Source organism: Arthrobacter sp. Z5-13, assembly GCF_056499105.1.
Map to the genome: position 1 here is coordinate 2109514 of NZ_CP096460.1, position 13236 is coordinate 2122749.

11 protein-coding genes are annotated in these 13236 nt (G+C 58.4%); 5 read left to right on the forward strand and 6 right to left on the reverse strand.

Translation table 11 applies throughout. The features are described from left to right. Positions 1-570: 570 nt before the first annotated feature. Positions 571-1422 (forward strand): phosphotransferase, encoded by an 852-nt coding sequence (locus M1E02_RS10095; RefSeq protein ID WP_479377889.1) that lies wholly within the window; start codon positions 571-573, stop codon positions 1420-1422. Positions 1423-1849: 427 nt separating this feature from the next. Here M1E02_RS10095 and M1E02_RS10100 read toward each other — a convergent pair whose 3' ends face one another. Beyond that, positions 1850-2503, reverse strand: coding sequence for a PASTA domain-containing protein (locus M1E02_RS10100; protein ID WP_479377890.1), 654 nt, complete (start codon positions 2501-2503; stop codon positions 1850-1852). A gap of 205 nt (positions 2504-2708) precedes the next feature. Here M1E02_RS10100 and M1E02_RS10105 point away from each other — a divergent pair, with 205 nt between their 5' ends. The 3 genes from M1E02_RS10105 (at position 2709) to M1E02_RS10115 (ending at position 4649) form a co-directional block, all read left to right on the forward strand. Beyond that, positions 2709-2825, forward strand: coding sequence for a DUF2382 domain-containing protein (locus M1E02_RS10105; RefSeq protein ID WP_479377891.1), 117 nt, complete (start codon positions 2709-2711; stop codon positions 2823-2825). Between the two features lie 772 nt (positions 2826-3597). After that, positions 3598-3984 carry a hypothetical protein gene (locus M1E02_RS10110; RefSeq protein ID WP_479377892.1) on the forward strand — a complete coding sequence of 129 codons (387 nt, stop codon included), beginning with the start codon at positions 3598-3600 and terminating at the stop codon, positions 3982-3984. Between the two features lie 308 nt (positions 3985-4292). Further along, the gene (locus tag M1E02_RS10115) at positions 4293-4649 is read left to right on the forward strand and encodes a VOC family protein (RefSeq protein WP_479377893.1); all 357 of its coding nucleotides are present in this window, start codon (positions 4293-4295) and stop codon (positions 4647-4649) included. 1433 nt (positions 4650-6082) lie between these two features. Here the strand turns inward: M1E02_RS10115 and M1E02_RS10120 are convergent. From M1E02_RS10120 to M1E02_RS10130, 3 genes are all read right to left on the reverse strand, one after another. Further along, a complete protein-coding gene (locus M1E02_RS10120; RefSeq protein ID WP_479377894.1) occupies positions 6083-7225 on the reverse strand; it encodes a hypothetical protein in 1143 nt (380 codons plus the stop codon). 371 nt (positions 7226-7596) lie between these two features. Then, entirely contained in the window at positions 7597-8256 is a 660-nt protein-coding gene (locus M1E02_RS10125) for a Mov34/MPN/PAD-1 family protein (protein WP_479377895.1), read from the reverse strand. Next, positions 8241-9971: a ThiF family adenylyltransferase gene (locus M1E02_RS10130; protein ID WP_479377896.1), complete on the reverse strand. Its 1731-nt coding sequence runs from the start codon at positions 9969-9971 to the stop codon at positions 8241-8243. Before M1E02_RS10130 ends, M1E02_RS10125 begins: the two co-directional genes overlap by 16 nt. 732 nt (positions 9972-10703) lie before the next feature. On the opposite strand from M1E02_RS10130, the gene M1E02_RS10135 reads away from it, so the two are divergent. After that, positions 10704-10877: a hypothetical protein gene (locus M1E02_RS10135; RefSeq protein ID WP_479377897.1), complete on the forward strand. Its 174-nt coding sequence runs from the start codon at positions 10704-10706 to the stop codon at positions 10875-10877. 153 nt (positions 10878-11030) lie between these two features. Here the strand turns inward: M1E02_RS10135 and M1E02_RS10140 are convergent, their stop codons facing one another. Then, complete coding sequence (locus M1E02_RS10140; protein WP_479377898.1) at positions 11031-11768, reverse strand: hypothetical protein; 738 nt, start codon at positions 11766-11768, stop codon at positions 11031-11033. Positions 11769-12390: 622 nt separating this feature from the next. Next, positions 12391-13206: a hypothetical protein gene (locus tag M1E02_RS10145; protein ID WP_479377899.1), complete on the reverse strand. Its 816-nt coding sequence runs from the start codon at positions 13204-13206 to the stop codon at positions 12391-12393. Between the last annotated feature and the right edge of the window lie 30 nt (positions 13207-13236).

Consider the following 13236-nt stretch of genomic DNA (forward strand, 5'->3'; position numbering starts at 1 on the left):
GCGGCTTGGAGATCAGTTACTTGTGGCCCTATTACGTCCGTTCTGGCCGCGCTAAAGCCACTCACCGTTATGTTCCATTCCGGACGAAGAAAATCCGAGGGGATGATTCGGACGGCCCTGGCCACTACCCGTTTATTTCCGCTCGTTGTGTAGCCAAGCCCATAACCTGGGACAATCCTCATGAGTTATCCATCGCTACTGCTGCCACCAGGGAGCAACCCCTATGGCTCCCAATTTCCAGCCGTGGATAACACGGATTGACCCCAACTGTGGACAGCCCAGGTTTCCGGGCGGTCCCCCGTTCCGGGACGGGGGCCGCCCGGGCGTGCCGTCAAGGCCAGGAGACGGTAGAGCCTCTAGCTTGGTCAGCAGTGGAGAGCTGCGCGCCATTCAGGTCGGCGGGAGAGGTTATCTTGCTCAGACAACTGGGTAGATGCCATTTCTGCCCGGAGTTCGTGGGCAGAGGGTCTGATGCCGGTGATTGGTTTCTGTGCAGTTCGTGAGGATCGTTGGGCCCCTAGCGGGAGACCCTGATCCGCACGGCTCCGCCAAACCGGATACCCTGCTGGAATGGAATCCTGGCACCGGAAGCGGCTGAGCACGCGGCAGGCTGAGCTCGTGGAAACCTGGCTCCCAGGCATTCGTCTCCTGAACGATCTTTCCTGGAAGCTCACAGATACCGCCGTACTTGAAGTGGAACATGAGCAGCGCAGGTACATCATCAAAGCCGCAGGCCCTTCCAACCACCACATACGCCGTGAGATAGAAGCCCACCAGTCCTCGACCAGCGTCCTGGTCGGGTTGAACCGTGCACCGAAGCTCGTACAGTCCGACAGCTTCCTGAACGTCTTGATCACTGATTATTTGGAAGGTTGCCTGGTAGAAGGCACGGAAGCCGAATATGCGACGGAGACCTACGTCCAGGCCGGGTATCTTCTTCGTGCTTTTCACGAGCAAACCGGGCATAGTGACTCGGAATATGAGTTGGCGGCCACGGCCAAAGCTGTGTCTTGGCTGGACACACCCCACCGCATCGAAGAGTCTGTCGCAGAAAAAACCAGAGCCATATTCAGCATCTATCGGCCGGAACCGGTTGTAATCGTTCCGACCCACGGTGACTGGCAGCCACGCAACTGGCTCATAGACGGCACGGAGCTCAGGATCATCGACTTTGGCAGGTATCAGTTAAGACCAGCTGCCAGCGATTTCTGCCGCCTTGCCGTACAACAATGGAGAACGGCTCCTCACCTGGAGTCAGCCTTTTTCGCGGGGTACGGTTCAGATCCCAGGGATAGCAAACTCTGGAACGCAATGCTGCTGCGGGAAGCGGTTTCCACTGCTGCTTGGGCATACCAGGTTGGCGACTATGAGTTTGAGGAACAGGGTCACCGAATGCTCCGTGACGCCTTGGCCCGCTACTGAATAATTCTCTTCCCTGAGACAGACACGTAGAACCACGCCTGTTGATCATTCGCGGGAAGGCTGGCTCCGATCAGACTGAAAACAGTCAGATGGCCACCCGTCGCTTAAAGGAGGAGACGCCAAGCTGCAGGCGAGGTGACGCCATCCTCACAAGGACTGCGAAAAGAGTCAGGAACGAAGAGCACGATGCTCAAACAAACAATTCCTACAGCACTTATCGGGGCAAGATAACCGCGGCTGTGGCGCATCGGCCTCCAGGATCTGGAAGACTACATCGCCGAAACGTACCGTCGCACAGCCGCGCACATTGCCGCTGGCGATCTCCTGTACGACGGGGAACAGGACAGCCAGCCATACACCTAGGGACGGACACCTGTGACATCAGTACAGTTCCAGCGTGCTGAGCCCTGAAGCTAAAACGGCCCCATCAGTATGCGATAAAGGATTCAAGGAGAGGGTTGTCAGCAGTACCACTGACGAGGCATTCAATGTTCATTCGTGCCTCGGCGTTGTACTGGTTTGTCACGTCGGCTTCAACCTTCAAAAACCACTTGTCGTCCCGGATGTCCTCTGCGATCACGCCGAGAACCCAGCGCGCATCGAAGCCGTAGCGGAACTCATTCTCGCCGCGCGTGTTGCAGACCGCTCGTGCGGTTGTAGCGTCCAGTCCGGCAGACGTGGTTTTTTCTGCCGGGTTCGTTGCTGCCGCACCGGGAGGATTCGCCGGCTTACTCACCATGAACGTCACCTTTTCGCCCGGCCTGAGCACTGTTCCCGGCCCAGGACTGGAGGAGCTGATGGTCCAGTTTCTGGCAGCCAGCACTGCCTTACCCTCCACCGTATCGACGGCGTCGTGAAGGATGTCGGCTCTGTTCAAGTCTGCAACTGCAACATCCAACGTCTTGCCTGTGTAATCAGGCAGCATGAATTCTGCGGCCGTGGTGGCGCTGGCCGTCGGCGAGGGTGACTGCGCAGCATCGGGTGGGGCGGAAGAACGGTCGCCCGAATTGAAGATTTGGCCTAGTAGCCCCAATGCCAGCAGAATACCCAGGCCCCACAGCCACTTTCGCCTCGTTGACATTTTCGGCTTCTCTGACATGCTGCACCTCTGGCTCTGAACAGATGAACGTGCCTGTTGGTGAGTGCCGGTGAAGTTGTCCTGCCCAGGCGTTCCCCTGCAACTTATTCAACTTGTCCCTAACTCATTATCGGCTTCCCCCGAGGCCTCGGGAAGGGCTACTGGAGCAGCTCAGCTGAGGCCGGCGCGCGGGGTATTTACGGAAGCCGTGCCTGTCGAACGGGTCCGCCTCGATAAGGACACCGTGACCGAAAATGTCACCGTTGATGAGGACGTGCGCAAGGAACGGATCGAAACCGAGGGCACTGACGACACCCGCCGATAGCCTGCTTCGAAGATTAGGAAACCCACTAGGTCTAGCGCCCCTCCTTCCGGAACCCGGCGGCCGTGTTTGGCCAGAGCAAGGAAGGGGTAGTGATCCAGATATCTTCACTAACTGAATTGGCCGTCTCCCATGTACGCGTCATGCCGGCAGGTGGGGTGGCACGAGTGGCTCTGGTAATCACCAAGGCCACTCTGTCGTGTAGGCCCAGTGCCAGTGCCAGTGCCGGCACCGAATGAAGCCCTGGAAATGGCTCATCATCAAGGCGACTGATTCCCCCCGGCCAGGGTCCACGAACCTTCCGATGGGACCGAGTTCCGTTGGCCAGCGTCCTCTCTACCGAACATGTCCCAATTCCAAGGAAGTGAGACAGCCTGCTGAAGCCACATAAACGGGTCGATCACTTTTGGAATGTCTGGATAGGAGCAACAATATTTGTGTGGCAGCTTTCCCTGGCTGTTGCTTCTTTTATCGGAAAGTCCTCGGTGGGAACGCCGGGGACTTTCTTGTTGCCGGCCGTGGACGGCGACGTGGCAAAAGAAAGCCCACCAGATGGGGGACTGGCGGGCTTTCCGGATTCGACAGTAGTGGGTGTGGATTTAGACATCGAGTGGAGGATTCCCCAATCTCAGCTCAACGGAAAGAGCCATTGATGCAGTTTTGACTAATTCCTTGTCGGTTTGGGCGTGTTCCTTGAGAGGCATCGGGGAACGTTGTTCATGCCAGCAGGGGGTTGGCCTGAACTAGTCAATCCTTCTAGTCCCCTGGCGGTCTGATGCAACCGAAAAAAGATGGCGGAACTGAGCCGGTACTGGACGGTTCCTGTTTCCGGGTCCTGGCCTACGAAATCGACGACGAAGCCATCACCCTCCGGTTCATCACCGAATTCCGGAACCTGCTCCCGTCCCGAACAAACAGGATCCAGCTCGCCGTGAGCAATCAGGACCTGAGCGCAGCCATGGATGCCGTACTGAGCCTGGCAACTTCAGCGTCCATGGTGGGAGGCCTTCAGGTCGCACACCAATGCCGCTCGATCGGCCAGGCTGTGAAGAAGTCCGATTTCGCGACCGCCCAGCAGGCCAGCCTGACCCTCGAAGGACAAACGCAGGCCCTCGCCGATGAGCTCACTGCGATGCTGGATCGCCTTTCGGCAGGGTCATGAGCTGGCTGAGCATCGTCAGAGTCTGCCATTACCGTGGAAATGGCGCGGTAGGTATTGCCTTGACTGGGTGTGTGCCGCGGTAATAAATGAGTACACATTACTCGTGCCCAGAATGGTTCATTCGAGTTCAATAGGGGTCAGGGCCGGCGGCAATCAAGCCTTCTGAGACCGAGGTTTGCCCCCCAGTTGCCGCCGGCCCGGGGCCCGGAGGCGCGACCAGGCCCCACGCCCTGGCCGGCACCCAGGAACAGAAATCATTTCCTCCCAGCCATGGCACGAGTGAACGAAAGAGCACCATAATTGGGGCCATGATTGGTTCCTGGCATGCCACTGTCTTCGACTGCGCGGATCCGGATCCGCTGGCTACGTTCTATCAGCAATTACTGGGCATGATCCGCGTTCAGGATGATGCTGGCTTTATCACGATCGGTGACGCCGAGGATCGGCCTGCGCTGGCATTCCAACAGGTGGAGGACTACCGTCCGCCACAGTGGCCGGGACAGGAGGTTCCACAACAGGCGCACCTCGACGTGCGCGTGCAGGACCTCGACGAGGCAGAGCGGCAGGTTATTGAGATTGGAGCCACCTCACTCGACCGGGGCACCGACACGTTCCGCGTCTATTTGGACCCGGCAGGGCATCCATTCTGTCTCGTGCAGTGGTAACAGGAAGATGTGGGGCGTCCACCTGGAGCGTCCCACAACCAAGGATGTGGACTGTTGGTGGAAATCTACATATGCGCACCCTTGCCTCCGCGTCGCCTTCTTGGGTCGGGAAAGATTACCCTGCGAATGTTCCTTGAGCAGAAGTACCGTTGAGATATCCGGCTGCCAAGGGAGGCCCTCAATGACTGGCAGGGGCAGAGCTGTTTTGCGTATCAAAGGTTCGGGCAAGCACCTTCGGGTCTGGCTTTGTTCCGCTCCTAGTGCAGACCCGTTTGTTTCCGTGCGGGAGTGTGGTCGGGCAGCAACAGCCAACCGACCGTCCGCGCTCTGTTGGCGGGATGCCGGTGGCGCGTACAGCTGCTACTTGACGTTTGCTCGCCCGGCTTCCGCGGGGGAGAGGCGCTCACGACACCGGACGGCTTCAGAGTTCTTTCAGAACGGAAGTGCCTCCAAACTGCCCACATAGATTGATGCCCAGGGCACAATCCGAATGTTTGATCCCGCATCTGACACGTTCGGGGCCTTCGCACCGTCAGACAGACAAAGCCCCTTTTCAAACCTACTTGCAGCAGCTTCTGGGACAAGCAGCCGGGAACAATAGTGCCATGACGACATATACATGCCCTGTTTGCGGGTGGCCGGATCTCACCGAACCACCTCGTTCGTCTTCCGGAGGAGGGTCATACGAAATTTGTTGGAGCTGCGGCTTTGAGTTCGGGGTCACTGATGACGACCTCGGATATAGTTATGCGCAGTGGCGGGAAGAGTGGATCACGAAGGGCATGCCTTGGGATGAAGGTGAACCGCCGAAAAGGTGGGACCCTGTGGAGCAGCTGCGCGGGCTACAAACGGGGTCTGGAGATTGATCCCGATCCGGTCATGGGGCCCGTCATAGTGGGACTGGCCACACAGTTGAATCCGCGAATCCAGTTCTTGGCCACTAGCTTCACTTCACTAACTCCCCAGGCACCGCTGTAATGGGCGCTTCCAGCCTCGGGCCTTTTTGCTGACTCGTCCGAGGGAAACTTATGGTGGGGCCCCGCAGAGTGGAGGACGCGACAGACTCCGGCCGCTTAGGGGAACCATTTCATTACGACACCGCAACCCCCGGGGAAACTCCCGGGGGTTGCGGGTACTTATGACTCGCATTCGGCACTAGTTCGCCAAAGGATCGCCTACTTCGATTTCGAAGCCGCGCCTATGAAGCGGTCAACAACCCTATCAGCCTCTATCTTTGAGCCTGAATAGCTATCTGCCATCGACCCGCCCGACGAGGGAATGACGAAGTCCGCTCGGAGAAAATCGGCAACCGAGACTCTATTGGCAGGAGGGTTCGTTGGCCGCTCCTCTGGTTTGCGCCGACGGCGTTGAGGAAAGCCCATATGCACCACCTTTCTCTCTTATGTGCATGATAGCCGCACGCACTGACACTTTCATGACTTTTTTGAGTCGAGAGTGTCTGCTCGCTTCTTGCTGAACTTCGCATATGTCAATGCGGCCCAACCAGCGAAAAACATGACAATAAACCACAGGATCCACCAGATGGCGGGCGTGAACGGAATTGCCGCCAGGGCCGCCATGAGCAGTAAGGCGATGGAGCAGTAGAGCAGCGCCTTCCGCAGAGGCTTGAGTAGAACAGTGAGCAGACTGTGTTCTGTACGCCGGCTCATCCAGGACACCAACAGGGCTGGTCCCACCAAAATAATGGAAGACGAAGGGGAGGGAATCCATCTGACGTCCAGCAGAAAGAACGAATCGAAGGCCCTGATGAACTGGGCCACGACCACACATGCAACAACCGCAAGTACAGCGACACGCGTGAACGCAAAAATGCCAGCCTTTACCGGCTCTACTTTGACCTTGAAGCCTCCGCGGGCGAAACGGTGAGACGGCGCAATCGCGGCATGTGCGACGCTCCGCGTGTGCTCGGGTACATCCTGCACAGGAAGGGAGGTGAAGCCGTCTGGATAAAACTCCGCTACCTCAAGGGAACGGACAGCTAGACCGTGAGGTACCTCCACCTCGACGTGGTGACTGGCCGCGAAGCCAAAATCAGCCAGTTCATGCGAAAAGGATACGCACTTCTTCCCTTTGTCCGTGACGGTCGGCGGTTCGTGGTCCCAAGAGTACTTCAGCAGGACTCTTTTCGACTCTACTTCTACGTCCAGGACAACAAGAAACAAGAAGTGTTGGGACAACGAGCGCACAAAAGGACCAAATTCGTCCTGGTCGTCCGCTGACTTGTTGTCCATCCCGGCAGCACGCCGCGCCTGGGCATACCATTCGTCAAAGGCTTCTACAGCCTGACCTGCCTGGACCTTGGAGCATTCAACCACCCTTCGCAGAACTTCCATGGCAGCCGCACGCTGGCCGTCGTCAAGGGGCAATTCGGGAGGTATCGCGGCCGCCAGCATCGCTAGGGCGTATTCCGAGTTGAGTTTTTTTCCAAGCACGGTAACGGACTTGCCGCCATACTCCACATCTAACCTTCGAAGCGTGCCCTTGTTCATGAACGCAATCGGCACAACCACCTGGCCTCTGCCCGCAGCGATCGCGTTATCCTCGGGCAATGTCATATCGACAGACACATGCCACCTGGTCTGCCCCTCTGCATCTAATCTGAGCGATTCTACGCGCCGGTGGACCCAGGCCTGAGAGGAAGCCATCAGGGCGAGTAGCCTTCGTCCCACCGTAGGGTCCCCATCATCCAGACGAGCGTCAGCCTGGCCTGCAGGGTTTTTCTGTTCCCTGGATTCAAGGGGCTCATCAGGTTGCATGGCCCCATAGTAGCCAACAGCTTCCGGCGCGGACTTAGGGCCAGAAACGGCGAAGCCCCGCTTAGGGTGCTGTGGCAAGGAATGTCCAATCTGAGTCGGTCCATGGCGCATAGCAATGTCCAGAACTAATGATCGACTCAGTCGTCAATGAATGGGACCTGCAGGCGCTTTCATTGATGCCGGTAGCCGCTTCCTGAACGATCCCTACCGATGGTTTCTATTGGCCCCGTGGTCTCAGGGGACATCCTGGCAGTCTCAGTGGCGTAAGGATTCTCGCTCGCGTCTTGCACCGGCTTGTTCATGCCTGGGGAGTGAGGGGCAGGTTCAGTGAATCCTTCTATTTCCTCATCGATTTGCAGCGGCACGCTCATAAGCCGACGCTTCCGTTCATTGTGGCCGTTCGTTATCAAGTGGCACGAGGCTGCCCACTCGTCGCCATGGTGTTGGCCAAGAATGATCATGATCGGCTGGGGGCACCGAGCGGGTGCGTGGCGTGCGATTGCGCTCAGAGTTTGTTGATCTCGTGGGCTGGGGTTTGAGGTTCCGCCAGGATGCGTGTGCCAATCTCCGAGGTAAGCCAGCCGTCGACCTGATTCAGCGTAGAGCCTGGCGACTTCTTCAGACTGCCATTCGGCGTCGGGCACAAAAGAGTCGCGCGCGTGACTGGCCCCAGGTCCGGGACCAACGATGTCAGTGACGCAGATATGCTCCGTAGTGCGCCAGCCAAGAAGTACTCCGCCTGTTTCCAGAGGAGCACTCCTCGTTGTTTCCATGAACAGGGCCTTTGCGACGCCCTTGCCTAGCCAGGTAGCCGTCAATTGTGTAGACATTTCTCGTGTTTGGTCAGCGACGAGGCCTCCCATTGAGGTAATTCAGCGCCGCTGGGGTGATTCATGGACAGCACGGCCACGTCGTTGCGTGGTTTGCCGTCCAGAACTGCCATCGCTGTTCGTGCAGCGTGGATGGAAACTTCATTAAGGTTGTATCCAGCACCGACGAACGTAGGTTCAGCGCAGCCAATTGGTTGCGTCAGGGGTGCGGCACTTGCCGGGGGTTTAAGAGAAGGGGTTTCGGCTCGAGTCCATTCGAAGCATGAGAAACACCAAGGAGCCCCCGCTGGTATGTTGAGGACGGTTCCACCAACTGCACCATTGGTTGCCCACACCCCAATCCACGGCTTCTTCGCCTGTTGGGCGAGTGAAGCAGATAAACGCTGAACACCGACCTCGGCGGTGGCATCGATGACCGCATCAGCCTTGTCGAATTCCCGTGACAACAGCTCGCGTTGGGAAGAATCTGAGGACCGACCACCGACCACAAAAACGTGTGCTGTTGCATGAAGGTACGGGTTGACTTGGTTGGCGAGAGCACAGGCGGCACCGCTCTTAAATCCGCCGACGTACTGCAAATTGCTCGCGTGGCGGACAAGGTTGCCGGGCTCAAGGACGTCATGATCAATGACGGTCAATTCATCAATTCCGCTACGGGCTAGTTGGTCTGCAATGACGCTGCCGATGGCACCAGCCCCTAACAGCAGAACCTTTCTGGAAAATGTGGACGATGTGGGCTCCAGCCGTGCACGCATGTCCTCCAGTCCAACGCGTCCGGAGCGGACCAATTGGAAGGTCGACGGTGCACGTTGAGGCACCTGCCGTGCGGGGTGACCAGATTTAGTTCTCTTGTTCTTGACCCGACCAAACTGCTGTACAAGAAGAATCCACCCCGTGCCCGTGGTGGTCTGGGAGTGTTCCTCCGGAAAGGAGACCAGACGCAGCGCGAAATCAATACCATTGGCGCTTTGCCCCACGAAAGGTTTGTCCAGCGCCTCGATGGATGCCCAGATCTTTTCGGCCTCTGCAGCCCTGACAGGTTCTGGTATGTGGGTCCAGCGAGCCTTCCAAGGTGGGGCGTCTTTGTATTGAAACGCAATGGCAGGGGGCATGTTGAACAGCTGTTTGCCACCGTCGTCCGCAACCGAATCGATGACGAAATGGGTGAGGGCCCCTTGCTCCAGAGGCATACGACCAGAAAGCTTGAGCACAACCGACCCTCCAGATGTGCCCGCGGGAGGAGACCACGCGCTGTCTAACAGCACCATCGCATTCGGTTGGTAGTTGTAGTAGTCAGAGAACGGTTCGCCCTGGTCCTCTTCATCACCGCCGCGTTGATGGGAGGCTCCCAGATCGAGGGCTTTTTGCAACTGCTCGCGGATGAGCCATGCGAGGTCGTTTCCGGTATCCCACGACGCGGAAGCGCGGCCGATAAGGCATAGGTTTTTCCCGAAGGGGTGCTGGTGGTGGGCCATGTCGAGATCTGGCGCTGTGACATCGGGACGCAGAAACGGATAGAACTCGGGAAAGGTGACGACCAGTTGGACAGGTCCCTGTCCGGTGTACTCTCCAGGAACCTCGAAGAGCCATTCGATAATTCCGCTTGCTCTAGCTGCGGGGTCTTCTTTAGCGGTAATCCCGAGGGACTGGAGCGCCGTAAGTTCGTGCTCCAGTCTCCCGGGATATCGCTCCCACCAAGGTAGGAAGTCCACCATGGATTAGCCGACCGGCCTGTTGCCGGGCGGGTTTGGTGGGTTGGGCGGACCCGGGGGAACATCCGGTTTCTCCGGTTTGTCGGGATGTTCCGGATGCGGCGGGTGTACGGGATGGTCGGGCTTGTTTGGTTTTTCCTCTGGCTTTGCCATGCGGCATCTCCTTTCATTCTTAGCAGGAGAGTCTCTCCTCTGGAAAAGGATGCCATGCCCTACCGACAATTCGTGGCCATCCCGGGGCATCAAGGCCTCGCGCCGCCCAGTTTCAAAACGTTCAGTTCAGAAGAGGTCGGATTTGTCTGCAAAGCCTAGTTACGCCGGAGGTGCGCAGTTGTTAAGGGCCTGGTTAAGAACACTTTGTTACATCATGAATTCTTGACAATATGTTGCGGTTGAACGGCCGTCAGCTTTTCTTCAGCTCCTCGAAGAGCATCGCTTTTTCGTGCCTCCTGCATATGAGGACGCTGCAACCTTCTTCAAGAAACCCCTGTGATGCCCCTTCCAAGGACTCCGGCAGTACCATCAGAGTGACCCCATTTCGGGATCAGACCAGCCCTACGCTACGACAAGGTTCGTAAAGGCCAGGAAAATACGTCCTTGCGTTGAAATCCGAAGGTGGTCACGCCAGTGCGATTTAGGGGAGATGTTCAGGAGGGCGGACATCGGGGACGAAGGTGTTCAGGATCGCGGCTACTGCACCCGAATCGGGGCCGGCCCGTCAGCCGGGTATGCGATATGCGCCCAACAAGACTGGGGGCACCTGCACTGCAGTCAGATCCACTGTTCGAGAATGCGAAGTCCCTGCTCAGTTATGCGCCGGCCTACGAGCCAGAGCAGGTGATCCTGGAGTCGGTCCGCTGGCTGATCGACCATGACGAGCTCGAGGTGACAGGCATGCTCTTGGCCTGACTGAGTCTCTTCTCGATCTAACCCAAAGGCGGAATTTCGAAGCGGCGGTACCGGGCATGGACCCGAGCAAACCAGTGAGAGGTCCTGCCTGCCCCTGGTGGCAGAACGCGGTTTAGCGGAAGTTGGGCGGGAACTCTTGCGACCCGCCTAGCATCACTTCGCCTCGAGCTTACTGAGACGTTCGGCTATGCTGCTGCCGGCGCGCTGCGCCTTGGGACAGCGGGCCAGCCATCTCTTCAGAACCGCGATTTCCTCTTCCTTTTGGGAGAGTTTGCGGTGGATGATTGCCGCCTGCTCCGTATACGCCGGCGCGGGCATTCCACGTCCGGCGTCACCTTCTGCGCCTTCGATGGCTTTGTAGCAGAGGACGAGGGCTTCTTCGAGGCGTCCTTCGCGTTTCAGCTGCTTGATCGGCTCAATGAGTTCGAGGTAGTGGACGCCGTCGACCATGCCCCGTTTGAATTGCTGGGCTCTTTCGCCGCCGCCCTGCAGTGCTTCGCGGACCATTGCTGATTTCTCGGTGTGCGAGCTGTTGATCCGCTCCCGGGACGTGAGCGCCGGTGGGTTCTCCTTGGTATGTGCCCATTCCGGGTCGCCATCGCCGAGCCAGACGTAGGCTTTGGCCAGCAGCTTCTGATCGCGGAGAACGTGCAGCTGGTAGCGCACCGGCTCGCTGGCACCGGCTGGCAGGGGGAGGTCCTTTGCGGCATAGGACGGGAGGCAGCCGACCTTTTGGCCCTCCACCAGGACGGCCACAGCCCGTGGATCAACCGGGTTCTCTGTATCCCGCTGCAGTTGCGCCCGGCCTTCGTAGTAGCCGCGTTCTGCCAGCCCCTCGCGGTCCGCTAGAGCGGCGACGGTATCCTTGGCGAAGGTGGTTGTGCCAGCCACCTCTAGGCACTCATGGAACCGGAAAGTCACGCCCAGAGTCATTTTCGGCTGGTCTGGAACTTCCTGCTCAGGAGCCGTCTCGGGTGGAGACGGTTTTCCGGTGATTGCCTCACGAAGCCACGAACCAAGCCCCACTGAATTCCCCTCTCACGGTCCTGCGCGGGATGACCCGCTGCGGCATGACTCTATCAAGGTGCTGATGCCTTCAGTGGGTCGTAGATGCAAGGCAACCTCGTGCCGTGCGGTATCTCAACGGCTGGCTGCTTTCTCCGGGCCGCCTCGGCCCAACCCGTCGGACAGGAGACTTGCCTGACAGCCGGCGACGCTCTGGCACAATGGCTATTCAGCTCTGCAGCGGCCGGCCTTGTGCTCCTGGATGACGAGGACTCGTTCTTCTCCGAGCACGATGATGTCTTCGTAGCTGAACATGGAGCCAGTCCAACATCACAGGCCGGCCATCGGTAGGGGAGTCTTGGCATATGTGGAAAACCGATTGGACTGCTGCGACCCAGGTGGTGCTTAGACGAGTTCGGGTCCGTTGTTTCGGACGTAGTTCACTCGGAGGGCGTGTGGAACACAATAGCCCGACGAGCCGCACGAGCTGGAGCCAGGTGCATAGGCCTCAGTATTGTGGAGCGGACCTGCTGGAATAGAGACGGACCGCCTCTGTCAGCATCATGTACGCGAGCTGGGTTAGCACTGAAACGACCGTCATTCCTGCGGTGAGCCGGACCTCGGCCACTCCGTTGACGTGCTCTTTCATCAACTGGCGGTGGAGGACATCCAACGTGGACCACTCCCGTCCGTGTGCCATGCCACTGCACATCCTCCAACCCAGTTCACCTAGGTTGTCGCCGTCGGACCAGGTTTCCTTGTCGACCGTCTTCGCGATGGATCCAAACGAGGGAACACCGCCCCGTACCCTATGACGGTCGAGACCGCATTCACCGATAAGGTTCTCGACCCAGTCGTCTCTGGGCGTCGCAGGTGGCTCGTCAAGGCAGTCAGCCATGGTGTTCTGATCCCTGTCGTCAGCGCGGCAAGCAAGTATGTGACGGCTGATTCGTTCGCTCCGCTGCTCCGGTTTCAGGAGCCAGAGGGCATTGATGGAGCCTTCGAGGCTGCCACGAATGAGTGTGAACGGTGCGTAGGTGTGCAACGAGTTGGCCAGGAACAGCGAAGCCCGCAACGAATGAAGATGATCGATCGCAACGAGCAGGTTGCGGGTCACTGCATGGGACAACGGGTATGGGCTTGTCCGTCTGTCGTCTCCGCGCAGCGATGAGCGTGGTTGTACGCGTGGAAGTCGGATAGCGCCGTCGACGTACCAGGAATCAACCGCATCAAACATGCCGGACAGCTCGGCGCTGGCCTTCAGAGCCTCTCCCGGCGATTCCCTGCGCCTGGAAGTCCACACGTCCTCATCGGGTCCGGTCATGTTGGCTCTTGCCCCGGGAAGCTGCTGGTC